24 protein-coding genes are annotated in these 24,173 nt (G+C 72.3%); 14 read left to right on the top strand and 10 right to left on the bottom strand.

What is annotated here, in order from left to right; translation table 11 throughout:
- Positions 1-97: 97 nt before the first annotated feature.
- A complete protein-coding gene (locus ACI78T_RS14780) occupies positions 98-1,111 on the bottom strand; it encodes an iron-containing redox enzyme family protein (protein ID WP_456558869.1) in 1,014 nt (337 codons plus the stop codon).
- A gap of 74 nt (positions 1,112-1,185) precedes the next feature.
- On the opposite strand from ACI78T_RS14780, the gene ACI78T_RS14785 reads away from it, so the two are divergent.
- The 8 genes from ACI78T_RS14785 to ACI78T_RS14820 all read left to right on the top strand — a co-directional run bounded on the left by ACI78T_RS14785 (position 1,186) and on the right by ACI78T_RS14820 (position 9,403).
- Positions 1,186-2,031, top strand: coding sequence for an SDR family NAD(P)-dependent oxidoreductase (locus ACI78T_RS14785; protein WP_456558870.1), 846 nt, complete (start codon positions 1,186-1,188; stop codon positions 2,029-2,031).
- Positions 2,032-2,181: 150 nt separating this feature from the next.
- Positions 2,182-3,057, top strand: a complete 876-nt coding sequence (locus ACI78T_RS14790; protein ID WP_456558871.1) for an FAD binding domain-containing protein — start codon at positions 2,182-2,184, stop codon at positions 3,055-3,057.
- 2 nt (positions 3,058-3,059) lie between these two features.
- Positions 3,060-3,530 carry a (2Fe-2S)-binding protein gene (locus tag ACI78T_RS14795; RefSeq protein WP_456558997.1) on the top strand — a complete coding sequence of 157 codons (471 nt, stop codon included), beginning with the start codon at positions 3,060-3,062 and terminating at the stop codon, positions 3,528-3,530.
- Positions 3,527-5,821, top strand: coding sequence for a xanthine dehydrogenase subunit D (gene pucD, locus ACI78T_RS14800; RefSeq protein WP_456558872.1), 2,295 nt, complete (start codon positions 3,527-3,529; stop codon positions 5,819-5,821). Before ACI78T_RS14795 ends, pucD begins: the two co-directional genes overlap by 4 nt.
- Positions 5,822-5,940: 119 nt before the next feature.
- Positions 5,941-7,590, top strand: a complete 1,650-nt coding sequence (locus ACI78T_RS14805; protein WP_456558873.1) for a P-loop ATPase, Sll1717 family — start codon at positions 5,941-5,943, stop codon at positions 7,588-7,590.
- A 103-nt stretch (positions 7,591-7,693) separates the two neighbouring features.
- On the top strand, positions 7,694-7,900 hold the full coding sequence (locus tag ACI78T_RS14810) for a DUF1353 domain-containing protein (protein ID WP_456558874.1): 207 nt from the start codon (positions 7,694-7,696) through the stop codon (positions 7,898-7,900).
- Positions 7,901-8,067: 167 nt separating this feature from the next.
- Positions 8,068-8,235 (top strand): hypothetical protein, encoded by a 168-nt coding sequence (locus ACI78T_RS14815; RefSeq protein ID WP_456558875.1) that lies wholly within the window; start codon positions 8,068-8,070, stop codon positions 8,233-8,235.
- Between the two features lie 43 nt (positions 8,236-8,278).
- Positions 8,279-9,403 (top strand): 5-methyltetrahydropteroyltriglutamate--homocysteine S-methyltransferase, encoded by a 1,125-nt coding sequence (locus ACI78T_RS14820; protein ID WP_456558876.1) that lies wholly within the window; start codon positions 8,279-8,281, stop codon positions 9,401-9,403.
- Between the two features lie 12 nt (positions 9,404-9,415).
- Here the strand turns inward: ACI78T_RS14820 and ACI78T_RS14825 are convergent, their stop codons facing one another.
- On the bottom strand, positions 9,416-9,805 hold the full coding sequence (locus ACI78T_RS14825) for a VOC family protein (RefSeq protein ID WP_456558877.1): 390 nt from the start codon (positions 9,803-9,805) through the stop codon (positions 9,416-9,418).
- Positions 9,806-9,930: 125 nt separating this feature from the next.
- On the opposite strand from ACI78T_RS14825, the gene ACI78T_RS14830 reads away from it, so the two are divergent.
- The 3 genes from ACI78T_RS14830 (at position 9,931) to ACI78T_RS14840 (ending at position 12,957) form a co-directional block, all read left to right on the top strand.
- A complete protein-coding gene (locus tag ACI78T_RS14830) occupies positions 9,931-10,659 on the top strand; it encodes a glutamine amidotransferase (protein WP_456558878.1) in 729 nt (242 codons plus the stop codon).
- Between the two features lie 28 nt (positions 10,660-10,687).
- Positions 10,688-11,359, top strand: a complete 672-nt coding sequence (locus ACI78T_RS14835) for a Pr6Pr family membrane protein (RefSeq protein ID WP_456558879.1) — start codon at positions 10,688-10,690, stop codon at positions 11,357-11,359.
- 101 nt (positions 11,360-11,460) lie between these two features.
- Positions 11,461-12,957, top strand: a complete 1,497-nt coding sequence (locus ACI78T_RS14840; protein ID WP_456558880.1) for an MFS transporter — start codon at positions 11,461-11,463, stop codon at positions 12,955-12,957.
- 64 nt (positions 12,958-13,021) lie between these two features.
- On the opposite strand, the gene ACI78T_RS14845 is transcribed toward ACI78T_RS14840, so the two are convergent.
- Complete coding sequence (locus ACI78T_RS14845; protein ID WP_456558881.1) at positions 13,022-13,408, bottom strand: hypothetical protein; 387 nt, start codon at positions 13,406-13,408, stop codon at positions 13,022-13,024.
- 280 nt (positions 13,409-13,688) lie between these two features.
- On the opposite strand from ACI78T_RS14845, the gene ACI78T_RS14850 reads away from it, so the two are divergent.
- On the top strand, positions 13,689-14,234 hold the full coding sequence (locus tag ACI78T_RS14850; protein ID WP_456558882.1) for a hypothetical protein: 546 nt from the start codon (positions 13,689-13,691) through the stop codon (positions 14,232-14,234).
- Positions 14,235-14,246: 12 nt separating this feature from the next.
- Here the strand turns inward: ACI78T_RS14850 and ACI78T_RS14855 are convergent, their stop codons facing one another.
- Positions 14,247-15,116, bottom strand: a complete 870-nt coding sequence (locus ACI78T_RS14855; RefSeq protein ID WP_456558883.1) for a DUF4349 domain-containing protein — start codon at positions 15,114-15,116, stop codon at positions 14,247-14,249.
- Between the two features lie 117 nt (positions 15,117-15,233).
- Positions 15,234-16,667 carry a type I glutamate--ammonia ligase gene (gene glnA, locus ACI78T_RS14860; RefSeq protein WP_456558884.1) on the bottom strand — a complete coding sequence of 478 codons (1,434 nt, stop codon included), beginning with the start codon at positions 16,665-16,667 and terminating at the stop codon, positions 15,234-15,236.
- A 164-nt stretch (positions 16,668-16,831) separates the two neighbouring features.
- On the opposite strand from glnA, the gene ACI78T_RS14865 reads away from it, so the two are divergent.
- Positions 16,832-17,251, top strand: coding sequence for an RDD family protein (locus ACI78T_RS14865; RefSeq protein ID WP_456558885.1), 420 nt, complete (start codon positions 16,832-16,834; stop codon positions 17,249-17,251).
- Positions 17,252-17,258: 7 nt separating this feature from the next.
- On the opposite strand, the gene ACI78T_RS14870 is transcribed toward ACI78T_RS14865, so the two are convergent.
- The 4 genes from ACI78T_RS14870 to ACI78T_RS14885 all read right to left on the bottom strand — a co-directional run bounded on the left by ACI78T_RS14870 (position 17,259) and on the right by ACI78T_RS14885 (position 20,802).
- A complete protein-coding gene (locus tag ACI78T_RS14870) occupies positions 17,259-17,729 on the bottom strand; it encodes a nitroreductase/quinone reductase family protein (protein ID WP_456558886.1) in 471 nt (156 codons plus the stop codon).
- An 83-nt stretch (positions 17,730-17,812) separates the two neighbouring features.
- Positions 17,813-18,592 carry a DUF4191 domain-containing protein gene (locus tag ACI78T_RS14875; protein WP_456558887.1) on the bottom strand — a complete coding sequence of 260 codons (780 nt, stop codon included), beginning with the start codon at positions 18,590-18,592 and terminating at the stop codon, positions 17,813-17,815.
- Positions 18,593-18,642: 50 nt separating this feature from the next.
- Positions 18,643-19,617 carry a lipoyl synthase gene (gene lipA, locus ACI78T_RS14880; RefSeq protein WP_456558888.1) on the bottom strand — a complete coding sequence of 325 codons (975 nt, stop codon included), beginning with the start codon at positions 19,615-19,617 and terminating at the stop codon, positions 18,643-18,645.
- A 75-nt stretch (positions 19,618-19,692) separates the two neighbouring features.
- Positions 19,693-20,802: a hypothetical protein gene (locus ACI78T_RS14885; protein ID WP_456558889.1), complete on the bottom strand. Its 1,110-nt coding sequence runs from the start codon at positions 20,800-20,802 to the stop codon at positions 19,693-19,695.
- A 114-nt stretch (positions 20,803-20,916) separates the two neighbouring features.
- Between ACI78T_RS14885 and ACI78T_RS14890 the strand changes: the two genes are divergently transcribed.
- Positions 20,917-21,846 (top strand): LLM class F420-dependent oxidoreductase, encoded by a 930-nt coding sequence (locus ACI78T_RS14890; protein ID WP_456558890.1) that lies wholly within the window; start codon positions 20,917-20,919, stop codon positions 21,844-21,846.
- Positions 21,847-21,858: 12 nt separating this feature from the next.
- On the opposite strand, the gene ACI78T_RS14895 is transcribed toward ACI78T_RS14890, so the two are convergent.
- Positions 21,859-24,153 carry a putative bifunctional diguanylate cyclase/phosphodiesterase gene (locus ACI78T_RS14895; RefSeq protein WP_456558891.1) on the bottom strand — a complete coding sequence of 765 codons (2,295 nt, stop codon included), beginning with the start codon at positions 24,151-24,153 and terminating at the stop codon, positions 21,859-21,861.
- Positions 24,154-24,173 lie beyond the last annotated feature (20 nt).

Below are 24,173 nucleotides of genomic sequence, written 5' to 3' on the forward strand. Positions count from 1 at the left end.
AGGGGGGACGGACGTGCCCGGTCGGCGCCACATGCCCGGGATATCGGTTGTGCGCTGCCGAACTGAAGCCGAAACCGGAGGGTCTCGTTCCTGCTGGTCAGGCGGCGAGCGGGTGCTCCCCGCGGAGGGCGGACCGGCCGGTGTCCCAGCAGCCGAGGAGGTGGACGGCGGCCAGGCCGTCCATCGCCAGGGAGCAGGCGGCGCCGAACAGCACGTCGGCGGCCAGCTGGGGCTCCTCGGCGACCAGCGAACCGCACATGTCCACCGACGCGATCTGCTCGTGCACGGCGTCGGCCTCGACGTGCTCGTCGTAGAAGACCGTGACGCGCTCGTCGAAGCCGAGCCGGCGCAGCCCGGCCGAGTAGCGGCGGCTGGGCTCCGAGGACGTCATCTCCACCGCGGTGAGGTGCCCGAGCGCCGCGCCGCGCCACCGCCGGTGCAGCCCGAACAGCGACATCGTGTTGACCGAGGCGAAGGCCGCGGCGGGCGCGTCGTCCCAGAGCGCGCCGTACGTCGCGTCGAGCCCGAGCGAGGTCATCAGCCCGGCGAACAGCTCGCTGTGCATGCGGGCGGCGGAGCCGCCGCCGTACTCGTCGGCCTGGATCTCGACCATGGCCGCCTTGGCCCGCCCGGACAGCCGGGGGATGGCGAAGGTGTGCGGATCGGCCTCCTTGAGGTGGTAGACCGACCGCAGCGTCAGGTACTCACGCCACTGCTCGAGGGTGCCCTGCTTGCTCATGAACGACGACAGCGACGGCCCGTCGTCGGCCGCGATGAGCGCGGTGAGCTGCTGGTCGACCGGCTCGCCGGTGACCTCGATCGGACCGACCAGCTCCCGCAGCGCCGACAGGTGCCGGCGCTCGAGCGCGGCCCGCACCCGCAGCAGGGCGGGGTCCCACTCCCAGTCCTCGGAGACGCCGTCGAAGCCGCGGTAGTGCAGCTCGTACAGGACGGCGAGGGTGATCTGCAGGTCCTCGTCGGTGAGGGCGCACGCTCCGGCGGCGGCGACCCGGTCGGCCCGCTCGATCGTCGCGGCGGACAGCGACGTGCGGGTGGCCAGGTCGCGGCAGAGGGCTTCGCTCAGGGGGCCCCGGGGCTCGGGCAGCTGCATGGACCGGATCATGCCCAGGGACCGGTGTTCGATGCGTGGGGGCGTGTGATGTCCCCCGCGGGTAGTACGCGGCCATGCCCCATCCGTGGAACCGCGTCGTCCTCGTCACCGGCGGTAGCGCCGGGATCGGCCGTGCCGCCGTCGCCCGCCTCGCCCGTGACGGTCACCGGGTCGTCACCTGCGCGCGGCACGGCGACCGGCTCGAGGAGGCGGTGGGCGACGTCCCCGGGGTGTCCGCGGTGGTCGCCGACGTCGCCGACGCCGATGACCGCGCCGCGCTGGTGGAGCGGGTCCTCGAGGAGCACGGCCGCCTGGACGCCGTCGTGCTCAACGCGGGGCTCGGCTGGGCCGGCCTGCTGGAGGACATGCCCGGCGAGGCGGTGGAGGGGATCGTCGCCCTCAACCTGACCGGCACGATCGAGGTGACCCGGCTGGCGCTGCCGCACCTGCTGGCCTCCGCCCGGCGGACCGGACGCGCCGACGTGGTCGCGGTGTCGTCGGTCGCCGCGTGGTCGCAGGTGCCGCCGCTGACCGTCTACTCCGCGACGAAGGCGGGCGTGCACGGCTTCGTGAAGGGACTGCGCCGGGAGGTGACCGCCCGCGGCGTCCGGGTGCACACGGTGAACCCGTTCTTCGTCTCGACCGAGTGGCTCGCCCGTGGGCACGGCTCGCCGCCGGCCTCCGACGCCGACGCGCGCGGACGGCTGTCGCGCGGCATCGCGCCCGACCGGGTCGCGGACCGGATCGCGGACTGCCTCACCGCGCGCGGGGCGCGCACCGTCGCCGTCCCCCGGTGGGCGGGCCTCGCCCGGCTGGGCGAGCTGCCGCCGGTCGGCCGGGCGATGGACCGGGTGCTCTCCGGCAACGCCGACCGGATCCGGGCCGCGGCCGCGAAGGCGGTCGGGAAGCGGATCGGCTGACCCGCAGCGGTCCCTCGCCGGAAACACCGGCGTCACACGGGCCGGGGAGGTTGTTCTCGGTCCGGTGACGGAGGCCGTGGCACCCTTGCCACGCCCGGCCGGGCGCGGTTGTCTCCAGGAAGACTTCCGGTGGACCGGCGAGAGGGACCGATGGACTTCCTGCAACCGACCTCGTGGGCCGACGCGCTGGCCGCGCGCGCCGAGCGGACCGACGCCGTCCCGATCGCCGGCGGCACCGACGTCATGGTCGACCTGAACTTCGACCGCCGCCGGCCCGGGGCGCTGCTCGACCTCGGCCGGGTGGCCGAGCTGCGGGAGTGGACCGTCGACGACGGCGGTGTCGTGCGGCTCGGGGCCGGCGTCCCGTACGCCCGCATCATCGAGGAGCTGGGGGACCGGCTGCCCGGGCTGGCGATGGCCGCCCGGACCGTCGGCTCCCCGCAGATCCGCATCCGCGGCAGCGTGGGCGGCAACCTCGGCTCGGCCTCGCCGGCCGGTGACGCGCACCCGCCGCTCCTGGCCGCGGGCGCCGTCGTCGAGGTGGAGTCGGCCGCGCGGGGGGTCCGCCGGATCCCGGCCGCCGACTTCTACACCGGCGTGAAGCGCAACGCGCTGGCCGAGGACGAGCTGATCGCCGCGGTCCTGGTCCCGTCCGCGGCCGGCCCGCAGCAGTTCTGCAAGGTGGGCACCCGCAACGCGATGGTGATCGCGGTGTCGGCGTTCGCCTGCGCGCTGCACCCCGACCGGAAGGCGGTCGGCACCGGCATCGGCTCGGCCGCGCCCACCCCCCGCCGGGCGGCCGACGCCGAGGAGTTCCTCGCCGGTGAGCTCGAGTCCGCCGGCCTCTGGGAATCCCGCGGCGAGCTGCCCGCCTCCCTGGCCCGCGCCTTCGGGGAGCGGGTGGCGGCGGCGGCCTCGCCGATCGACGACGTGCGGGGGAGCGCGGCCTACCGGCGGCACTCCCTGTCGGTGATGGCGCGCCGCGCCGCCACCTGGGCCTGGAACGACCTGCGGAAGGCGGCGTGACGATGCGCATCACCACCACCGTGAACGGGACCGTCCACGAGGTCGACGACGTCTGGCCCGGCGAGAGCCTGCTGTACGTGCTGCGCGAGCGCATGGGTCTGCCGGGGTCCAAGAACGCCTGCGAGCAGGGGGAGTGCGGCTCCTGCACCGTGTACCTGGACGGCGAGCCGGTGTGCTCCTGCCTCGTCGCCGCCGGTCAGGCGATCGGCCGCGAGGTCACCACCGTCGAGGGCCTGGCCGGCGACGGCGGCCTGCACCCGGTGCAGGAGGCCTTCGTCGAGGCCGGCGCCGTGCAGTGCGGGTTCTGCACGCCAGGGCTGCTGGTCGCCGCCCACGACCTGCTGGAGCGGGTGCCGGATCCGTCGGACCTGGAGATCCGCGAGGCGCTGGCGGGCAACCTCTGCCGCTGCACCGGCTACGAGAAGATCCTGGACGCGGTCCGGCTCGCCGCGCAGCGGCAGGCGCAGGCATGAGCACCGACGCGGGCACGCGGACCACCACGGAGACGCCCGGCCGGATCGGGGACAGCCCGCTCCGCCCGGACGGGACGCTCAAGGTCACCGGCGAGTTCGCCTACGCCAGCGACCTCTGGCACGACGACATGGTGTGGGGCGTGACGCTGCGCAGCCCGCACCCGCACGCTCGGATCAAGGGCATCGACGTCACCGAGGCGCTCACGGTGCCGGGTGTCACCGCCGTCCTGACGGCCGACGACGTCCCCGGCGAGAACGCCGTCGGGCTCGAGCACGCCGACCAGCCGGTGCTGGCGTCGGAGTTCGTCCGGTACGAGGGCGAGCCGGTCGCGCTGGTCGCGGCCGACCACCCCGAGACCGCACGGCGGGCGGCCAAGCGCATCCGGGTCGACTACGAGGTGCTGCCCGCGGTCACCGACCCGCGGCGGGCCATGGACGACGACGCCCCGCCGGTGCACCGGCCCGGGAACCTGGTCCGCCACCTCCAGCTGCGGCGCGGCGACCAGTCGGCCACCGCGCCGGTCGTGGTCTCGCTCGACTTCGAGGTCGGGATGCAGGACCAGGCGTTCCTCGGCCCGGAGTCCGGGCTCGCCGTCCCGGCCGAGGACGGCGGGGTCGACCTGTACGTGGCGACCCAGTGGCTGCACGTCGACCAGCGGCAGATGTGCCTGGCGCTGGGCATGCCGCCCGAGAAGGTGCGGCTGCACCTGGCCGGCGTGGGCGGCGCGTTCGGCGGGCGCGAGGACCTCTCGGTGCACGTGCACGCCTGCCTGCTGGCCCTGCGCACGGGCAAGCCGGTGAAGATGAGCTACGGCCGCGAGGAGTCGTTCTTCGGCCACGTCCACCGGCATCCGGCGTGGCTGACCTACGAGTTCGGCGCGGAGCGCGACGGCACGCTGGTCTACGCACGGGCGAAGGTGCTGCTCGACGGCGGGGCGTACGCGTCCTCGACCGCGGCGGTCGTGGGGAACGCCGGCACGCTGGGGCTCGGGCCGTACCGCATCCCGAACGTGACCGTCGACGCCTACGGGGTCTTCACGAACAACCCGCCGTGCGGCGCGATGCGCGGCTTCGGCTGCGTGCAGGCCGCGTTCGCGCACGAGGCGCTGATGGACGAGCTGGCCGACACCGTGGGCCTGGACCGGATCGCGATCCGGCAGCTCAACGGCATGCGCGAGGGCGACCTCAACATCACCGGCCAGGTGATCGACTCGGCGGCGCCGGTCGCGGAGCTCCTGCAGATCGTGTCGGACCTGCCCCTGCCGGCGGAGCGGGCGGAGGAGCCGGACCTCCGCTCGCTGCCCGGGTCGGTCGGCAACACCACCCACGGCGAGGGCGTCGTCCGCGGGATCGGCTACGCGGTGACCTACAAGAACGTCGGTTTCTCCGAGGGCTTCGACGACTACTCGACCGCCCGCGTGCGGCTGGAGATGACCGGCGGGGAAGCCGTCGCGACCGTGCACACCGCAGCGGCGGAGGTCGGCCAGGGGCTCATCACCGTGGAGCAGCAGATCTGCCGCACCGAGCTCGGCGTGGAGCGGGTCGTCGTCCACCCCAAGAACACGGCGGTCGGTTCCGGCGGGTCGACGTCCGCGTCGCGGCAGACCTACGTGACCGGGGGAGCGGTGAAGGCGGCGTGCGAGGCCGTGCGCGCCGTCGTCCTCGACCGGGCGGCGCTGACCCTCGGCCGGGACGCCGCCGGCTTGCGGCTGGACGGCGAGAAGATCGTCGGCACCTCCGGCGAGGTGCTCGCGGGGCTCGCGGAGGTGCTCGGCGAGGAGGCGGTCGAGGAGACGGTCGAGTACCGGCACCGGCCCACCCACGCGATCGACCCGGAGACCGGGCAGGGCGACGCGCACGTGCAGTTCGCCTTCTCGGCGCACCGGGCGGTCGTGGACGTCGACGTGGAGCTGGGGCTGGTGAAGGTGGTCGCGCTCGACACCGCGCAGGACGTCGGCAAGGCGATCAACCCCGACGCCGTCGTGGGGCAGATCCACGGCGGGTCGGCGCAGGGCATGGGCCTGGCGCTGATGGAGGAGATCGTGGTGACCGACGGGCACGTGCGGAACCCGTCGTTCACCGACTACCTGATCCCGACGATCCTCGACATGCCGCCCATGCAGGTCCAGGTGCTCGAGTACGCCGACCCGCACGCCCCGTACGGGGTCCGCGGCGTGGGGGAGCCGCCGACGATCTCGTCCGGTCCCGCCGTCGCCGCGGCGGTGCGCGCCGCGTGCGGCAAGGCACTGCGCCGCGTCCCGATCCGCCCGGAGCACATCACCGGCCCCTGACGTCGGTGCTGTGGTGGGTGATGCCTTCGTAGACGCGGCCCCAGTTGACAGCGCAACTGACTCGTCCCTTGCCTACTGAAGTTGCTCCCCCTACGGTCGGGCAAACCGGGGGAGGATTCATGGCCACACGAAAGTCGAAGCTGAAGAGCACCTTCACGCTCGGCGGAGAGCAGGCGGAGGCGGATTCGCTGCTCGAAGACGCCTTCTATGAGACCAGTGACTATCAGGTCATCGTGTCCCGGTCAGATACCAGGTGCTTCTTGATCGGTCGCACTGGTTCTGGGAAATCTGCAGCGCTGACTCATCTGCAAGACACGCAATCCGACCATGTTATTCGCATCAATCCTGAAGACTTAGCCCTACCCTATATCACTAACCTTCAGGCGATCAGATACCTCGACTCTCTCGAAGTAAACCTTGACAACTTCTGGACCACGCTCTGGAGGCATGTCCTCCTAGTCGAAATACTTCGTCATCGCTATAGAGTTGATTCGCCTGAAGCGAAGCAGAACTTCTGGGGCATCCTGCGCGACAGAGTGAAAGCGGATCGGACCAAGCGGGCGGCGCTCGACTATCTGGAGGAGTATGAAGGGCGCTTTTGGTGCGAAGCGGATGAGCGAATCCGGGAGATAACGGACAATTTCACTAGAAGGATCGATGCCGCTGCCGGTGCAAAGGCGGGCCTCGGTCAGATGTCCTTCAATATGGAGGGCGGATATGGCCTTGAGGAAAGTCGACAGAGTAAGGCGGAGCAGGTTGATCGCTTTCAGCGGGTAGTGAATGACACACAGCTGGCTCGCCTGAATCAGATGATGAGCGTGCTTGATGAGGACGTGCTGGACAGTCCCCAGCACTTCACGTATGTGGTGATTGACGACCTGGACAAAGATTGGGTCGATGAACGTATCGCTAATGATCTAATCCGCTGCTTGTTCAGCACAGTGCTCAGTCTGAAGCGGGTGAAGAACCTCAAGGTCCTGGTGGCACTTAGAACCAACATCTTCCAGGAGTTGGACTTCGGAAAGAGGGGAGGCGGTCAGGAGGAGAAGCTTCGTTCCCTGGTTCTGCCAATTCGCTGGACCAGGCTGGACCTCGAAGAGCTCCTGAATGAGCGGGTCTCCGTTGCTGGCCGCGCCCTTGGCATGGATGTCGTGGAGATCGGCGATCTTCTTCCGATGCCCAACCGCGCCCGCGGCAATGCCCTTGAGTATATGTTGGAGCGGACACTTCTTCGGCCTCGTGATGCGATCGCATTCGGCAATGAATGTCTGAGTGTGGGCGTCGGTCGCGCGCGATTGACATGGCAGGACATCTTCGCCGCCGAGAAAGCCTACTCTGCAAAACGCGTTCTTGCGCTTCGTGATGAGTGGAAGACCACATATCCGGGCATCGAGAGGGTGATCGACCGATTCCGAGGGTCGCCGGCCAAGATGACTCGGGAGGAGCTCACCGAACGCCTTGACGACATAATGCTGCTCCTGTCGGACTCGGATTTCGCTGGCACTCGCTGGCTAACGACTGCAACGCAAAGCATGTGGTCGGCCGCGTATGATGCATCTTGGGGTGAGATGTATCAGCCACTACTCCTGGTGCTTTACCAGATTGGTCTGTTGGGGTGCTCTACCCGGACTAGTGGTCAGCCGTTCTTCTTCTCCGATGATCCACTCTTTATGGAGCATCGCAGCAATGTCGAAACCTGTGGCGCCTTTTACGTACACCGCATCTATCAGGCGGGTCTGGACATACACCCGGTGTCTGCTCACAGATAGGAGCGGGAGGTGCCTGGAGCTCAGACGTGCGGTCCGAAGATGACCGTTCGGCTGCTCGATCTTTCAGTGGAAGTGCTGCGATAGCGGGCGGAGCGTGGGCCGGGTGCCCTTCCTCCCGGGATCGCTGACCGGCCGACGCCTCGACGCCGACCGGTGGGCCCTGGTGGACGCGCTGGTCTACCAGGGCCGCCGGGACCGGTTCGTCGTCCCGGCGGGCTTCCGCACCGACTTCGCCTCCGTGCCACGGCCGGTCACGTGGCTGGTGCCGCGCTTCGGCGCGTACACGCTGGCGGCAATCCTGCACGACTGACTGGTCACCGAGGGCCTGCGTACGCGAGTGGTCACCTCCCGGCAGGCGGACGGGATCTTCCGGCGCGCGTGCGGGAGAGCGACGTGCCGTTGCTGCGCCGGTGGCTGATGTGGGCCGGCGTCCGCTGAGGCGGCCTGGCAAACGAACGGCGCTGGCCGGGCTGACTCGTGAGCGCCCCCGACGTACTGGCGATCTCGATCGTGGCGGCCCCGCTGGTTCTGCCGCCCGCCGTCGCGATCCTCCCGGCCCTCGCGGTCTACCTAGCGGCCGAGGGGCTGGCGTCCCGGTTCGTCCCGGCGCAGCCCGAGCGGCTGGTGCTGCCTCCCACCACGTGAGAACCGGCTGCGCCGGTCGTGCGGCTGCGCCAAGCTGCCTGGCATGACCGATGCCTCCGGCCCGCCCTTCCGCGCCGACCACGTCGGCAGCCTGCTCCGTCCCAAGAACCTCCTCGACGCCCGCGCCCGGCACGCCGCCGGCGAGATCGACGACGCCGAGCTGCGGGGGATCGAGGACGAGGCGATCGCCGACGCCGTCCGCATGCAGGCCGACGTCGGGCTGCGGACGGCGACCGACGGCGAGTTCCGCCGGGCCTCCTGGCACATGGACTTCATCTACGCGATCGACGGCATCACCAAGGTCACCGACCAGAACATCGTCGTCCACTTCCAGAACGCGGACGGGAGCCTCGACTACACGCCGGCCGGGCTGCACGTCGACGGCCCGCTGCGGATCGACGAGCCGATCTTCGGTCCGGACTTCGCCTACCTGACGTCGGTGGCGTCCCCGGAGCAGACGCCGAAGCTGACCATCCCGTCGCCGTCGATGGTCCACTACCGCGGGGGAGCGGCGGCCATCGATCCGGCGGTCTACCCCGACGAGGACCAGTTCTGGGACGCCCTCTCGGCCGCCTACTCGGCGCAGGTCCGCGGCATCGCGGCGCAGGGCTGCACCTACCTCCAGTTCGACGACACCAGCCTGGCCTACCTCAACGACCCGCGGCAGCGCGCCGAGCTGGCCGCGCAGGGCCGGGACGCCGAGCACCTGCACGAGCGCTACATCCGCCAGATCAACCGGGCGCTCGACGGCCGGCCCGCGGGGCTCACGGTCACCACGCACCTGTGCCGCGGCAACTTCCGCTCGTCGTGGGTCGCCGAGGGCGGCTACGACTTCGTGGCCGAGGCGCTGTTCGGCGGGCTCGACGTCGACGGCTTCTTCCTCGAGTACGACGACGACCGGTCCGGCGGGTTCGAGCCGCTGCGCTTCGTGCCGCCGGGCAAGCGGGTCGTCCTCGGCCTGGTGACGACGAAGCGCCCGGAGCTCGAGCGCAAGGACGACCTCAAGCGCCGCATCGACGAGGCGGCGCGGTTCGTGCCGCTGGAGCAGCTGGCGCTGTCGGGCCAGTGCGGGTTCTCCTCGACCGTCGAGGGCAACTCGCTCACCCAGGACGAGCAGATCGCCAAGCTCGCGCTGATCGTCGAGACGGCCGAGGATGTGTGGGGCTGACGCGGTCCGGCGTCAGCCCGCGGGGACCTGGTCGATGCACATCGTGTTCCCCTCGCTGTCCTTGAACCAGGCGGCGCGGCCGAGGCCCTCCAGCGACGCGATGACCCCGTCCCACTGCACGCCCGGCATCTCGTAGGTCTCGAACGTGACGCCCTTGGCTTCCAGGTCGTGCACCTCCGACTCGATGTCGGACACGTGGAACTGGGCGATGGTGTGCCCGGCCTGGCCGGCGTAGTCGGTCCGGTAGACCTGGAACTCGGTGCCGCCCGCGGTCCGGTAGACGAGTGCCTCGCCACCGAGCTCCTGGATGGGCGTGAGCCCCAGCTTGTCCGCGTAGAAGTCCCGCGCCCGACCGAGGTCGCCCGCCGGGATGTTCGCCGTCACCTTGCTGTCGTTCAGCATGGGTCCGCTCCTGACCGATGGATGTCCCCCGCGACGATGGCGCCGGAAGCTAGTCCTCCCGGGGGACCGCGACAACGGGACCTGGCGCGTCCGCCCGATCCGCGGGCCGACCTAGGATCCCCGTCGTGCGGCCCTTCCTCCTGCTGTCCTCGCGCGCCGAGGACCTCGCCGCCGACGGGGAGTACGAGGCCTTCCTGCGCTTCTCCGGCCTGCCCCCGGAGCGCCTGCGGCGCATCCGCATGGAGGCCGGGCCGCTGCCGGCGATCGACCTCGACGACTACGCGGGGGTCCTCGTCGGGGGCGGGCCGTTCAACTCCAGCGACCCGCCGCTGGAGAAGTCCGACGTCCAGCGCCGGGTCGAGCGCGAGCTGTCGGCCCTGCTCGACGAGATCGTCGCGCGGGACTTCCCGTTCTTCGGCGCCTGCTACGGCGTCGGCACGCTCGGGGTGCACCAGGGCGGGGTCATCGACCGCACGTACGCCGAGCCGATCTCCGCCGTCCGCATCAGGCTGACCGCGGACGGCCTGGCCGACCCGGTGCTGGCCAGCATGGCGCCGGAGTTCGACGCGTTCGTGGGGCACCGCGAGGCGTGCAGCGTCCTGCCGCCCGGCGCGGTGCTGCTGGCGAGCTCGGAGGCGTGCCCGGTGCAGATGTTCCGGATCAAGCGGAACCTGTACGCGACGCAGTTCCACCCCGAGCTCGACGTCGACGGCATCATCACGCGGGTCCGCGTCTACCAGCACGCCGGCTACTACCCGCCCGACGAGCGCGACGACCTGATCGCGCGGCTGACCCCCGCGGTGATCACCGAGCCGGGGCGGATGCTGGCCAACTTCGTGGCGAGGTACGGCTGACCGGAGACGTCAGGGCATGATCCCCGCCGTGACGGGGACGCCCTCGCGCCGGATCGGCCCTGCCCGCGCGTGGTGGGGCGTGCTGGTCGTCGTCGTGGCGCTGTCGGTCTCGGTGCAGTTCATGCTCAACCTGGCCGATCCCGCGGACGAGTCGCTGAGCATCCTCGGTCGCGTCGTCCGCTTCTTCAGCTACTTCACGATCCAGAGCAACCTGCTCGTGCTCGCCGCCGTGCTGCCGCTCGTCCGCGACCCGGAGCACGACGGCCCGCTGTGGCGCGTCGTCCGGCTCGCCTCGCTGCTCGGCATCACGATCACCGGGCTTGTCTACGCCGTCGTCCTGGCGCCGCTGTACGACCCGCAGGGTCTGCACGCCTGGACCAACGCCGGCGAGCACTACGTGTCCCCGGTGATGACGCTCGTGGGCTGGCTGCTGTTCGGGCCCCGGCCGCGCATCGCCGGGGCCGTCGTCGGCCGCGCGCTGGTCTGGCCGGTGCTCTGGATCGCGTGGATCCTCGCGCAGGGCGCCGTGACGCACTGGTACCCGTACGACTTCATGTCCGTCGAGATCCACGGCTACGCCGTCGCGCTGGGCAACCTCGCCGCGGTCGTGGTGGCGGCACTGGCGTTCCTGCTGCTCTTCCTCGTGGCGGACCGCAGGCTTCCCTCCGCCGCCCGGCGGGAGGACGTCGTCCCGGCCTGAGCGGAGGGGCGTTCGCCCGAGTGGGTGGCTCCCGGGCCGTTGGATGCGTCAACCAAGCGGGAGCGGGTATCGGCCGGTCCCGCTCACCCGGAGGTCCATCCATGACGACCGCTTCCCAGGCACCGGCGCCTGGAGCCATCCGCAGCCTCATCCCGGCGCGCATCGACCGCCTGCCGTGGTCCCCCTTCCACACCCGGATGGTCATCGCCCTCGGCGTCGCCTGGGTGCTGGACGGTCTCGAGATCACCGTCGCCAGTGCGGTCGTGGCCACGCTGACGCAGGAGGACACCCTCGCGCTGACGAGCACGCAGGTAGGCCTCATCGCGACGGTCTACCTCGCGGGCGAGGTCGCCGGGGCGCTGTTCTTCGGGCGGCTGTCGGACAAGCTCGGCCGCAAGAAGCTCTTCGTCATCACCCTGGCCGTGTACCTCATCGGCAGCGGGCTGACGGCGCTGACGATCAGCAACGGGGCGCTGTCGCTGGTCTGGCTGTACCTGACCCGCTTCATCGCCGGCATGGGCATCGGTGGCGAGTACGCGGCCATCAACTCCGCGATCGACGAGCTGATCCCGGCCCGCTACCGGGGACGTGTCGACATCATGGTCAACGGCACCTACTGGGCCGGCGCGGTGATCGGCACGCTGGGCACCTACATCTTCCTGAACCAGCTCGACCCGGGCATCGCCTGGCGGGTCGCCTTCCTGCTGGGCCCCGTGCTGGGCCTGGTCATCATCGTGGTGCGGCGGCACCTGCCGGAGAGCCCCCGGTGGCAGGTCATGCACGGTCGCGAGGCCGAGGCCGAGGAGTCGATCGACTACATCGAGCACGAGGTCCGCCACGGCGGCCGGGAGCTGCCCGACGTCGACCCGGCCAAGGCCATCGACCTCACACCGGCCGAGGACATCGGGTACGCAGCGCTGACCCGGGTGCTGTTCAAGGAGTACCCGCGGCGGGCCTTCTACGGCGCCACGCTGATGATCACGCAGTCGTTCCTCTTCAACGCGATCTTCTTCTCGTACACGCTCGTGCTGACCAACTTCTACGGCGTCGACGAGAAGACGGCGCCGCTGTTCCTCATCGCGTTCGCCCTGGGGAACCTGAGCGGGCCGTTCCTCCTGGGCCACCTCTTCGACACCATCGGCCGCAAGCAGATGATCGCGACGACCTACATCCTGTCCGGCGTCCTGCTGGCGGTGACCGCGTTCCTGTTCGAGGCCGACGTGCTGAACGCGACGACGCAGACCATCGCCTGGAGCGTGATCTTCTTCTTCGCCTCCGCGGGGGCCAGCTCGGCCTACCTCACGGTGAGCGAGATCTTCCCGCAGGAAGTCCGGGCCAAGGCGATCGCGGTGTTCTTCGCCATCGCCCAGTGCTTCGGAGCCTTGGGCCCGGTCATCTACGGCGCGCTGATCGGCGAGGGCGAGGACCGCGGCCCGCTGTTCGGCGGCTACCTGCTCGGCGCCGGCGTGATGGCGGTGGGCGGCATCGTCGCCGCGGTCATCGGCGTCGCCGCCGAGGGCAAGTCCCTCGAGGACCTGGCCACGCCGTTCGCCGCCCGTCGGCCGGGCACCCGCGCCGAGGGGTCCGCGCGGCCCTGATCGCCCCGGACGCACAGCGGCCCCTCGCCTCGTCCGAGGTGAGGGGCCGCGGTGCGTCGAGGGCTCAGCGCTCCCGGGACGGCGTCCCGGCGTTGAACACGTCGAGGGTGTAGCGGTCGAAGCGCTGCAGCGAGCGGCGGGCGAGGGAGCCGACCCGGCCCGGGCGGCGGCCGGCGTCGCCCCGGCCCGGCGTGCGGCGTCCGGCGGTCCGGCGGTCGGCGTGCGTCCTGGTGGGGGCGCCGGTCTCCTCGTCGAAGCTCTGCGCGAGCTCGTGGGCGAGGTCGTCGTTGCCGGAGCCGACGACGGCGTTGACCTTGTGGACGTACGCCGCGTGCATCCGGACGAGCCGGTCGTGGCCCGCCGGGCCGGCGGTCGCGGCGGGAGTGGGAACGGCGCCGGGGAACTGGTCGCCGTGGTCGTCGTTGAGTGCTGTCGGTCGTGCAGTGGTCATGCGTGTTCCATCCGTCTCGGGTCGGGCGACCGGGTCGCCGCAGGAAACGCCGGGCTCGTGCCGGCGCGAGTCGTGGGGGTCGCAACGCTGCGGGGCCGGCGTCGGTGCCGGGAACCGGGGGCCTCGCGCGCTGCTCGTCGCTGTGCGGTGCGCGGTCGTCGGGCCGGTTCGTGCCACGTCGGGCACGGGTCCAGTCTAGGAGCGGACCCGTTGCTGCCTGGTGACAACACCGGGAACGCTCGGTGACATTCCTCGCGCGGCGGGTGCTGGAGGTGGGCCGGTGACCGACGGGTACGGCCGGGCGCCCAGGTGGCGCACCCTCTGGCTCCCCCTCGGCGTCGTCGCGGTCGTGGTGCTGGCTTTCGCGGCCCTCCTGGTGGTCGACCGGGGAGAGCGCGGAGGTACCGGCGCGGTCGCCCCGGCGACCATGACGGGACCGGTGGCGGACGCCGAACTGGCGGGGGAGTGGACCGGCGGCGGCACCCTGCAGCGCTGCGCCGGGTTCTCCGACGAGGACTGCTCCGGGACCCGGGCGTTCCGGCTCAGCATCGAGTGCCCGGCCGGCGGCTGCGTGGTGACGCCCTTCGACAGCAGCTACGGCAGCCCACCGCTGCATTTCGAGGACGGGGTCTACCGGGCGGTCGGCCCGCTGCCACCGGACGTCGCACCCCGCTGTGGCGGGAGCCCCACCCGGAGCGCGCAGTGGCGGGTGGAGCTCGTGGTCGCCGACGGCCGGCTGACCGGGAGCTACGCCGAGTCGACGATCCAGGGCTTCGACTGCGGGGCCACCGGCGTCGCGTGGCAGGTCGCCCTCGACCGCGGGTGAACGGCCCGACGCTCAGCCGCCCTGCGGCGGGGTGGGCGCCTCGACGGCGGCCCGCCGGCGCGACAGGCGGACGGGTACCAGCACCGCGGCGGTGACGAGCCCCGCGACGGCGAGCCAGGGGAGGGCGAACCCGAGGACGACGACCAGGCCGCTCAGGGCGGTCACCAGGGCCCGCCAGCCGGTGCCGAGGCCGTCGAGGAAGCCGTCGGGGCCGCCGGCCGGTGCCACGCCGAAGGGCTCCAGGTGCAGGCTCAAGGTGGACAGCTCCACCTGGTCGGCGAGCAGCGTCCGCTGGGACTGCAGCGACTCCAGCTCCTCCTGCCGCTCGGACAGCGCCGCCTCCGCTGCCAGGAGCGCCTCGGTGTCGGCCGCCTGGTCCATCAGCGACTGCAGGCGGGCCACCGAGGTCCGCAGCGCCGCGATGCGGGCGTCGAGGTCGACCGCGCTGGCGGTCACGTCCGAGCGCGACACGGACACGTTCTCGACGTCGCCGATCTGCTCGAGGTCGGCCAGCAGGTCCGTCAGCGCGTCCGACGGCACGCGCACCACGAGATCGGCAGCGGCGCCGCCGCCGTCCTCCTCGGACGCCCCCCGCTCCGTGCGCTCCTCCACCCGGCCGCCCGCGGCCTCAACCAGCTCGCTGATCCGCTGGGCGCCGTCGGCCGGGTCGTCCACGGCGAGGGAGGCCGACGCGGTCGTGACCACCTGCCGGTCGGCGTCGTCGGGAGCGGCCTCCGGATCGCCGGGGGCGGCGGGCTCGGGTGCGACGGCGCCCGTGCCGGATCCGGAGTCGGCGCCGCCGGAGTCCCCGGACGGCCCCGAGCAGCCGACGACCAGCGCGACGGCGAGCGCTGCGATCACGGAGCCCGGGAGGCGCCTCATGCAGCGGACGGTAGGCCGGTCGGCTCGCGGCTGACCAGGCTCGATGCCCAATCGTGACGCGGACGCACCGCGGCCCCCGGCCTCGGGTGAGGACGGGGGCCGCGATGAGGAGGGGACTCAGATGTCGTAGTACATGGCGAACTCGTGCGGGTGCGGGCGGAGGCGGATCGGGTCGATCTCGTTCTCCCGCTTGTACTCGATCCACGTCTCGATCAGGTCGGGGGTGAACACCCCGCCGTCGATCAGGTACTCGTGGTCGGTCTCCAGCCGGTCGAGGACGGCGTCGAGCGAGGCCGGGACCTTCTCGATGCCGAGCGCCTCCTCGGGCGGCAGCTCGTAGAGGTCCTTGTCGACCGGCGCCGGGGGCTCGATCTTGTTCTTGATGCCGTCGAGGCCGGCCATCAGCATCGCCGAGAAGGCGAGGTACGGGTTGGCCGACGGGTCGGGCACGCGGAACTCGATGCGCTTGGCCTTGGGGCTGTCACCCGAGATCGGGATGCGGCAGCAGGCGGAGCGGTTGCGGGCCGAGTAGACGAGGTTGATCGGGGCCTCGTAGCCGGGCACCAGGCGGTGGTAGCTGTTGACCGTCGGGTTGGTGAAGGCCAGCAGCGACGGGGCGTGGGCCAGCAGGCCGCCGATGTAGTGGCGGGCGGTGTCGGACAGGCCCGCGTAGCCGGTCTCGGCGTGGAAGAGCGGCTCGCCGTCCTTCCAGAGGCTCTGGTGGCAGTGCATGCCGGAGCCGTTGTCGCCGAAGAGCGGCTTGGGCATGAAGGTCGCCGTCTTGCCGTGGGCCCAGGCCGTGTTCTTGATGATGTACTTGAACAGCATCAGGCTGTCGGCCGACCGCAGCAGCGTGTCGAACTTGTAGTTGATCTCGGCCTGGCCGCCGGTGCCCACCTCGTGGTGACCGCGCTCGAGCTCGAGGCCGGCGTTGGTCAGGTTGGTCATCATCGTCGACCGCAGGTCGCTGTAGTGGTCGTAGGGCTCGACCGGGAAGTACCCGCCCTTGGCACGGGTCTTGTAGCCCAGGTTCGGGCCCCCGTTCTCACCCGTCAGCGCGCCCGAGTTCCAGGAGCCCTCGACCGAGTCGATGTGGTAGTAGCCCTCGTTGATCCCGGTCGAGTGCCGGATCGAGTCGAAGATGTAGAACTCCGCCTCGGGGCCGAAGTACGCGGTGTCGGCGATGCCGCTGCTGGCGAGGTACGCCTCCGCCTTCTTCGCCACGTTGCGCGGGTCGCGGCTGTAGGCCTCGCGCGTGATCGGGTCGTGGATGAAGAAGTTGACGTTCAGCGTCTTGTGCCGGCGGAACGGGTCCAGGAAGGCGCTGTTGGCGTCGGGCAGCAGGAGCATGTCCGACTCGTTGATCGCCTGGAAGCCGCGGATCGACGAACCGTCGAAGCCCAGGCCCTCGGAGAACGTGTCCTCGCCGAAGGTCGACGCCGGGATGGTGAAGTGCTGCATGACGCCGGGGAGGTCGCAGAAGCGGACGTCGACGTACTCGACGTCGTTGTCGCGGATGTAGGCGGCGACCTCGTCGGGGCTGGTGAACATCGATCCTCCGGGATTGGGCTGACTGCCGAACCGCAAGTTACGAGGGCGGAGTTGCCCCCCGGTGTCCCGAGTGTTTCGGAGGCGTAACAACGCTCCCGGCGTGTCGCCGGGTCACCTCATCGAGGCATACGGGCACCGCTCGAACCTGGTCCTACGCTTGTCGCATGGTCAACGACGTGCAGCCACCCTCTCAGGACCGCGTGCGCGGCGCCTCTCTGGGTCTGCCCGCGGACGGCCCGGGGTCGCTCGCGCCCTTCAGCACCCGGGTCGTGGCCTTCCTCGTCGACGCCCTCGGGTCCGCGCTGACCGCCGGCCTGTTCACCGCGCCGGAGCTGCCGGGCAACTGGGCGCTGGCCGCCTTCGCCGGGCTGACCGTGCTCACCCTCGCGCTCTTCGGCCAGACCCCCGGCATGCGGCTCACCGGCCTCCGCCTGGCGCACCCGCGGCCGGGTCAGCGGCTGGCCCCGTGGCGGGCCGTCGTCCGCACCGCCCTGCTCTGCCTGCTGATCCCGGCCCTGATCGTCGACGCCGACGGGCGCGGCCTGCACGACCGCGTCACGGACACCGCCGTCGTCCGCGGCTGACCCGAGGTCAGCCGGCCGGTTCCAGAACGACGACCGGGGTCTGCGTCGACCTCCGGCCGGCGTAGCCGTCGAGGCGCGGGTCGACCGCCCTCCACCGCTGCCAGAGACGGTCGCGCTCGTCACCCGCGGCCAGGCGTGCCCGCACCGGTCGGGGCGGCTGACCGGGGAGCCGGACGACGGCGTCGGGGTGGGCCTCCAGGTTGAGCCACCAGGCGGGGTGGCCCTCCTCCCAGCCGTTCATCGCGATCGTGACCAGGCGGGGGCCGTCCTCGAGGTAGCCGATGATCACGCCGCGCGGCTGCCCGGTCCGCCGGCCGACGGTGGTGAGGTGCAGCGCACCCCAGCCCCGCTTGTTCGACGGCGTCCAGAGGAAGCGGCCGCCGCTGAGCCGGTGCAGCGCCCGGTGGGCGCGCCAGGCCGAGTGCACGAACCAGGACGGCGGGACGCGCGGAGGACGGGTCGAGGTGGGGCCGGCCACGCCGTCACCCTGGCACGGGGGAAGTACCGCGAGAAGGGAGAACGCCCCGTCCCGGCGGGACGGGTTCGACGGAGATCGGGCGGTCAGCCGCGGCGCCGGACCTGGCGCTGGCTGACGCTCATCTGCTTGCCGCCGGGCAGCGGCCCACCGGGCACCGGCATGCGGGCGCCACCCAGGGCGCTCATCCGGCGGCCGAGCGCGTTGACCTCCGCGGCGCTGAGGTTGCGGGGCAGCTTCATGACGTGGGTGCTGAGCTTGCGCAGCGGGATCTGCCCCTCGTCCTCCCCGACGATGATGTCGTAGATCGGGGCGTCGCCGACCACGCGGGCGATCTTCTTCTTCTCCTGCGCCAGCAGCCCGCGCACCCGCCCGGGCACGCCCTCGGCCACCAGGATCACGCCGGGCCGGCCCAGGACGCGGTGGACGGCGTCCATCTGCTGGGTGCCGGCGACGCCGGAGGTGACCCGCCAGTCGCCGCGCATGCCCTCGAGGACCCACGCTGCGGCACCCGGCTGGCCTTCGACCTGCCGGTAGGCCGAGCCCTGCGCACGGCGGCCGAAGACGATCAGCGCCGCCAGCCCACCGGTGATGAGCGCCAACGGCAGGAACACGAAGGGGGAGTCGAGCAGGATGCCGATGAGCTCGACCACCGCGGCGACCGCCACGAACCAGATCAGCATGACCCAGGGCAGCTTCGGGTCGTTGCGACGGGTGAGCGAGTAGGCCTGCTTGATCATGCGGGCCTGGCCGCCGAGCTTCTTCAGCCGGCCCACCTTGGGCTGACCGTTCTTGTCGAGCTTCGGGGCCCTGCCGGAACCCTTGCCGCTCGGAGCGGTCGAGTCTGCGGGCTTGCTGCGTGCCATGTCCCCAGGATAGGGGCGCGTGCGCCGCTTTCCGCGCCGATCCCGCCGGGTCAGCCCTGCTGGGTGAGCCCGCGGGCCTCGACGGCCTGCTGGTAGAGCCGCCCGGCGCGGTAGGAGCTGCGCACCAGGGGGCCGGCGAGGACACCCGGGAAGCCGATCCGCTCGGCCTCGGCCTGGAAGCCGACGAACTCGTCCGGCTTCACCCACCGGACGACGGGGTGGTGCCGCGGGGAGGGGCGCAGGTACTGCGTGATCGTCAGCAGGTCGCAGCCGGCGTCGTGCAGGGCCTGCATGGTCTCGACGACCTCGTGCGGCTCCTCGCCCATGCCCAGGATCAGGTTCGACTTGGTGACCAGGCCGGCCTCCCGGGCGGCGGTGATCACGGCGAGCGACCGCTCGAAGCGGAAGCCGGGGCGGATGCGCTTGAAGATCCGCGGCACCGTCTCCACGTTGTGCGCCAGCACCTCCGGCCGCGAGGAGAACACCTCGGCGAGCTGGTCGGGGTCGGCGTTGAAGTCGGGGATGAGCAGCTCGACGCCGCACCCGGGGAGCTGGGCGTGGATCTGGCGGACCGTCTCGGCGTACAGCCAGGCGCCGCCGTCGGGGAGGTCGTCACGGGCGACCCCGGTGACGGTGGCGTACTTGAGGCCCATGGTCGCGACGCTCTCGGCGACCCGGCGCGGCTCGTCGGCGTCGAAGGCGGCGGGCTTGCCCGTGTCGATCTGGCAGAAGTCGCAACGCCGCGTGCACTGGTCGCCACCGATGAGGAAGGTGGCCTCCCGGTCCTCCCAGCACTCGTAGATGTTGGGGCAGCCGGCCTCTTCGCAGACCGTGTGCAGGCCCTCGCGGCGGACCAGCGACTTGAGCTCGGTGTACTCCGGCCCCGTCTTCAGCCGGGTCTTGATCCACTCCGGCTTGCGCTCGATCGGGACCTGGCTGTTGCGCACCTCGAGGCGCAGGAGCTTGCGGCCGGCCGGCTCGAGCGGGGAGCCCGACGAATGCGCTGGAGCGGCCGTCTCACTCATGATCTCCACGGTACTCCGGGACACACGACGCCCCCGTCGCCAGCGGCGACGGGGGCGTCGGATGTGATGAGGTGCTCAGACCTGCCGGTCGGCCGGTCCCGCGGTCGGGCCCGCGTCGGAGCCGCCGTTGCCGGAGGTGAACGGCTCCGGAGCGGTGGACTCCGGCGGCGTGGTGTCGTCGGGGCCGTCGCCGTCGACCAGCTGCGCATCGCGCATGCCCATGTCCGACTCGGCCGGGGCGGAGTCGCCGGTGGTGTCGGCGGTGGAGACGGTCTTGCCGGACGTGCTGTCGGAGCTGGGCACGGGGTCCTCTCGGTAGCTGGGAACCGGGCCGTCGCCCGCGGGGGCGGGGGTCCAGGTGTCGTCCTTCTTGCGGCGCAGCAGGACGAACGTTGCCGTACCCAGGGCGAAGGCCAGGAACACCCACGGCCAGCGCCGCGGCTCCTTCTCGATCCCGGTCTTGCGCTTGACCGTCTTCGCCGTCGCGGCGGCGGCCTTCTCGAACTCCCGGCGCTTCTTGACCGCGGTCTTCCGGGCCTTCTTCGCCCCCTTGCGGGCCTTGCGGGTGGACTTCTCGGCCGTGGCCACGAACTCGGCGCGGCGGGCGTCCAGCTCGCTCAGCGCGCTGTCGACGCCGGCGGCCAGCGTCTCGCGGGCGCTCTCCAGCGCGGGCGTCACGGCCTCCCGGGCGGCGACCACCTTGGGGGCGGCGTAGGCGAGCGCGGCCACCTGGGCGGCCTCGAGCCGGGGGACCACGTCGTCCTTGAGCGCCTTCTGCGCCGCCTTCTGGGCCGCCTCCACCCGGGGGGCGAGGTCGGCCGCGGCCTTGGCGGCGGCGGCCTGCGCGGCCGCGACGCGGGGAGCGGCGGCTTCGCGGGCGGCCTCGACGCGCGGGGCGAGCGCGTCGCGGGCGGCCTCGACCTTGGGGGCGAGGGTGTCGCGTGCCGTCGCGACGGCCGGCGCGGTGGCCGCCACCGCCGCGGCGACCTTGGGCGCCACCTTGGTGGCGGCGGCCTTCTGGGCGGCGTCGAGCGCCGGGCCTGCTGCCTCGCGTGCCGCGGCGACGCGCGGTGCGAGCTGCTCGGCCGCGAGGCGGCCGGCCTCGGTGGCCGCTACCCCGATGTGGGCGAGACCCTCCTGGAGCTCGGCACCGATGACCTGACCACGCGTCTTCTTGCGGAACACGAGCTGCACCTCCGAGTTGATCGTCTCGCGATCATCCTGCCCGGTCCGGGCGGCGAGCACACCCCGGAGGGCCCCGGGCGGCGGTGGCGGGCCCCGCTGGCTAGCGTCGGGACCGTGCTGCTGCGCATCTTCACCGAGCCCCAGATGGGCGCCACGTACGACGACCTGCTGGCCGTCGCCCGGCGCACCGAGGAGACCGGCTTCGACGCCTTCTTCCGGTCCGACCACTACCTGACGATGGGCGGCGACGGCCTGCCCGGACCCACCGACGCGTGGGTGACCCTCGCCGGGCTGGCGCGCGAGACCAGCCGCATCCGCCTCGGCACGCTCATGACGGCCGGCACCTTCCGGCTGCCCGGCCCGCTGGCGATCTCGGTCGCGCAGGTCGACCAGATGAGCGGTGGGCGCGTCGAGCTGGGCATCGGTGCCGGCTGGTTCGAGGCCGAGCACACGGCGTACGGCATCCCGTTCCCCCCGCTCGGCGAGCGCTTCGACCGCTACGAGGAGCAGCTCGCCGTCGTCACCGGGCTCTGGGGCACGCCGGCCGGTGAGACATTCGACTTCGACGGCAAGTACTACCCCGTCTCGGACTCGCCGGCGCTGCCCAAGCCGGTCCAGGACGGCGGCATCCCGGTGATCGTCGGCGGCGCCGGCAAGAAGCGGACACCGCGGCTGGCGGCCCGCTACGCGGGCGAGTTCAACGTGCCGTTCATGTCGGCGGCCGACAACGCCCGCCTGTTCGCCGGGGTGCGGGAGGCGTGCGAGGAGGTCGGCCGCGACCCGGGGTCGATGGTGTTCAGCTCGGCGCTGGTGCTGTGCGTGGGCAGGGACGAGGCGGAGCTCGCGCGCCGCGCGGCGGCCATCGGCCGGGAGGTGGACGAGCTGCGCGAGCACGGCGTCGCAGGCACCCCGGTTGAGGCGGTCGACATCATCGGCCGCTATGCCGAGGCGGGGGCGCAGCGGGTCTACCTGCAGGTGCTCGACCTCTCCGACCTCGACCACCTCGACCTCGTCGCGAGCGAGGTGGCCCCGCAGCTGGGCTGAGCGAGGCGGCGGTCAGCTGCGCGAGCGGTCCGGCAGCCAGGCGCGCGGCGCGGCCAGCCACCGCAGGAAGTCGGCCACCGGCATGGGGCGGGCGATCGCGTAGCCCTGCGCGATGTCGCAGCCGAGCCGCGCGAGCGCGGCGCCGGTCGCGTCGTCCTCGACCCCCTCGGCGACCAGGCGCAGGCCGAGGGCGTGCGCGAGCGCCGCGGTGTGCTCGACGATGGCGGCGGCACGGTCGTCGCTGTCGACGTCGGCCGTCAGGCTCCGGTCGAGCTTGAGCTCGTCGGCGGGCAGGTGCCGCAGGTAGGCCAGCGAGCTGTACCCGGTGCCGTAGTCGTCGATCGACGTCCGGACGCCGAGCCGGCGGAGCTGCGCCAGCACCTGCCGGCCGCGCTCCGGGTCGGCCATGAGGGTGTCCTCGACCAGCTCGAGGGTCAGGGCCTCCGCGGGCAGGCCGTGCCGGGCCAGGGCGGCCGCGACCTTCGCGGGCAGGTCGATGTCGTTCACGTTCGCCGCAGCCAGGTTCACCGACACCGGCACGCGGTCGGTCCGCCACCACCGCGCGGTCGCGGTCAGCGCCAGCTCGAGGACGGTGTCGGTGAGCGGCCGCAGCAGCCCGGCCTGCTCGGCGGCCGGGAGCAGCTCCGCGGGGGAGAGGAGCCCGCGCACCGGGTGCTGCCAGCGCACGAGCGCCTCGACGCCGACGACGCGGCCGTCGCCGAGGTCGACCTGCGGCTGCAGGTGGACGACGAGCTGGTCGGACTGCAGCGCCGTCCGCAGCTCCTCCATCGTGCGCAGCCGGTCGCCGCTGCCCCCGTGCGGGTCGGGCACGTACACGTGCACGCCCTCGCGAGCGGCCTTCGCGGCGTACATGGCGACGTCGGCGCAGCGCAGCATCTCCTGCACCGTGGCGGCGGGGACCGGCGCGGTCGCGATGCCGATGCTGACCCCGACGTGCAGCCGGATGTCCTCGACGGCGAACGGGAGCAGCAGGAGCTTGCGCAGCCGCTCGGCGCGGTCCTGGGCCTCGTCGAGCGACGCCTCCGGCAGCAGGACGGCGAACTCGTCCCCACCCAGCCGGGCCAGGAGCTCGCCCTCGCGGAGCGCGGGCTCCAGCCGCGGGCCGATCTGGGCGAGCAGCTGGTCGCCGGCGGTGTGGCCGAGGCTGTCGTTGACCTCCTTGAACCCGTCGAGGTCGAGGAGGAGGAGCGCGGCGGGCCTGCGGGCGGTCGCCGAGGCGAGGACGCGCTCGGCCCTCTCCAGCAGCGCCCGGCGGTTGGGCAGGCCGGTCAGCTCGTCGGTGCGCGCCTGCTCCCGCACCTCGTTGAAGGCGCGGACCTCGCGGAAGGTGATGCCCGTGCGGGCGATCGCCGCGACGACGCAGCCGATGGCCAGCCAGGCGGCCGCGCCCGGCAGCTCGTCGCCCCAGCCGATGGCGAGGACGACGAGGCTGGCCACGTTGCAGGCCAGGGGCAGGGCGAGCAGGCGCCAGCCCAGGCGCGTGCGGCTGTCGGCCCCCGCCCGTGGCTGCGGCCGCGGACGCGCCAGGTGGGCCGACAGGGCGACGAGGACGATCGCCGACAGCCAGGTCAGCTCCAGCAGGCCGCCGTCCACGTAGGTGCCGAGGACGGTCCGGGCGAACAGGACCAGGTCGCCGACCATCATCAGCGCCAGGGCCGCGGCGACCAGCACGAGGGTGCGGTCGAGGCGCACGCCGAGGATGGAGCCGACCGCGACGAGCAGCGCCAGGAGCAGGACGTCGGTCGCCGGCATGCCCAGCTGGAGCAGGGGGATCGGGTCCCGGCCGGGCGCCGCGTCCAGGTACGGCCCGAGCAGGAAGGCGACGCCCACCGCGGTGGCGCCGAGGGCGCCGATGACGCCGTCGAGCCACATGCTCGGGTGGAAGCGCGGCACGCGGGCGCGGATGAACCCGACGAGGGTGAGGTAGAGGGTCAGGTAGGCCAGCAGCGCGAGGCCGTCCACGGCGGCCGAGCCGTTCGCGGCGCCGTCCACCCCGGCGCCCGCGGTGCGCAGCGTGTTGGCGGTCGCGCTCATGAGGAGCGCGACGCACAGGGCCCGCCAGGCGATCCGCTCGCGCGGCACCCGCCGGCCGGCCAGCCAGCAGAGCGCCGCGGCCGGGAGGTAGGTGGCGTTGTAGAGGACGACGTCGTACGCCGCGTCCCAGCCCGGGCCCGTGGGACGCCAGGCGACGCCGGAGGCGAACGCGAGCAGGCACAGCAGGGCCAGGCCCAGGAGCGCGACGGACGGCGCGCCGCGCCCCGTCGTCCCTCGCTGGTCCTGGTCCACGGGAACGTCATCGGCGGGGA

This window comes from Blastococcus sp. SYSU D00922 (assembly GCF_054050495.1).

What these genes read in the sequence shown, in the direction of transcription:
- ACI78T_RS14845 (WP_456558881.1), bottom strand. Translation starts at nt 13,408, where the DNA reads ATGACCACTGCACGACCGACAGCACTCAACGACGACCACGGCGACCAG.
- ACI78T_RS14855 (WP_456558883.1), bottom strand. Translation starts at nt 15,116, where the DNA reads ATGAGGCGCCTCCCGGGCTCCGTGATCGCAGCGCTCGCCGTCGCGCTG.
- ACI78T_RS14840 (WP_456558880.1), top strand. Translation starts at nt 11,461, where the DNA reads ATGACGACCGCTTCCCAGGCACCGGCGCCTGGAGCCATCCGCAGCCTC.
- lipA (WP_456558888.1), bottom strand. Translation starts at nt 19,617, where the DNA reads ATGAGTGAGACGGCCGCTCCAGCGCATTCGTCGGGCTCCCCGCTCGAG.
- ACI78T_RS14825 (WP_456558877.1), bottom strand. Translation starts at nt 9,805, where the DNA reads ATGCTGAACGACAGCAAGGTGACGGCGAACATCCCGGCGGGCGACCTC.
- glnA (WP_456558884.1), bottom strand. Translation starts at nt 16,667, where the DNA reads ATGTTCACCAGCCCCGACGAGGTCGCCGCCTACATCCGCGACAACGAC.
- ACI78T_RS14780 (WP_456558869.1), bottom strand. Translation starts at nt 1,111, where the DNA reads ATGCAGCTGCCCGAGCCCCGGGGCCCCCTGAGCGAAGCCCTCTGCCGC.
- ACI78T_RS14820 (WP_456558876.1), top strand. Translation starts at nt 8,279, where the DNA reads ATGACCGATGCCTCCGGCCCGCCCTTCCGCGCCGACCACGTCGGCAGC.
- ACI78T_RS14790 (WP_456558871.1), top strand. Translation starts at nt 2,182, where the DNA reads ATGGACTTCCTGCAACCGACCTCGTGGGCCGACGCGCTGGCCGCGCGC.
- ACI78T_RS14875 (WP_456558887.1), bottom strand. Translation starts at nt 18,592, where the DNA reads ATGGCACGCAGCAAGCCCGCAGACTCGACCGCTCCGAGCGGCAAGGGT.
- ACI78T_RS14805 (WP_456558873.1), top strand. Translation starts at nt 5,941, where the DNA reads ATGGCCACACGAAAGTCGAAGCTGAAGAGCACCTTCACGCTCGGCGGA.
- pucD (WP_456558872.1), top strand. Translation starts at nt 3,527, where the DNA reads ATGAGCACCGACGCGGGCACGCGGACCACCACGGAGACGCCCGGCCGG.
- ACI78T_RS14785 (WP_456558870.1), top strand. Translation starts at nt 1,186, where the DNA reads ATGCCCCATCCGTGGAACCGCGTCGTCCTCGTCACCGGCGGTAGCGCC.
- ACI78T_RS14865 (WP_456558885.1), top strand. Translation starts at nt 16,832, where the DNA reads ATGGTCAACGACGTGCAGCCACCCTCTCAGGACCGCGTGCGCGGCGCC.
- ACI78T_RS14795 (WP_456558997.1), top strand. Translation starts at nt 3,060, where the DNA reads ATGCGCATCACCACCACCGTGAACGGGACCGTCCACGAGGTCGACGAC.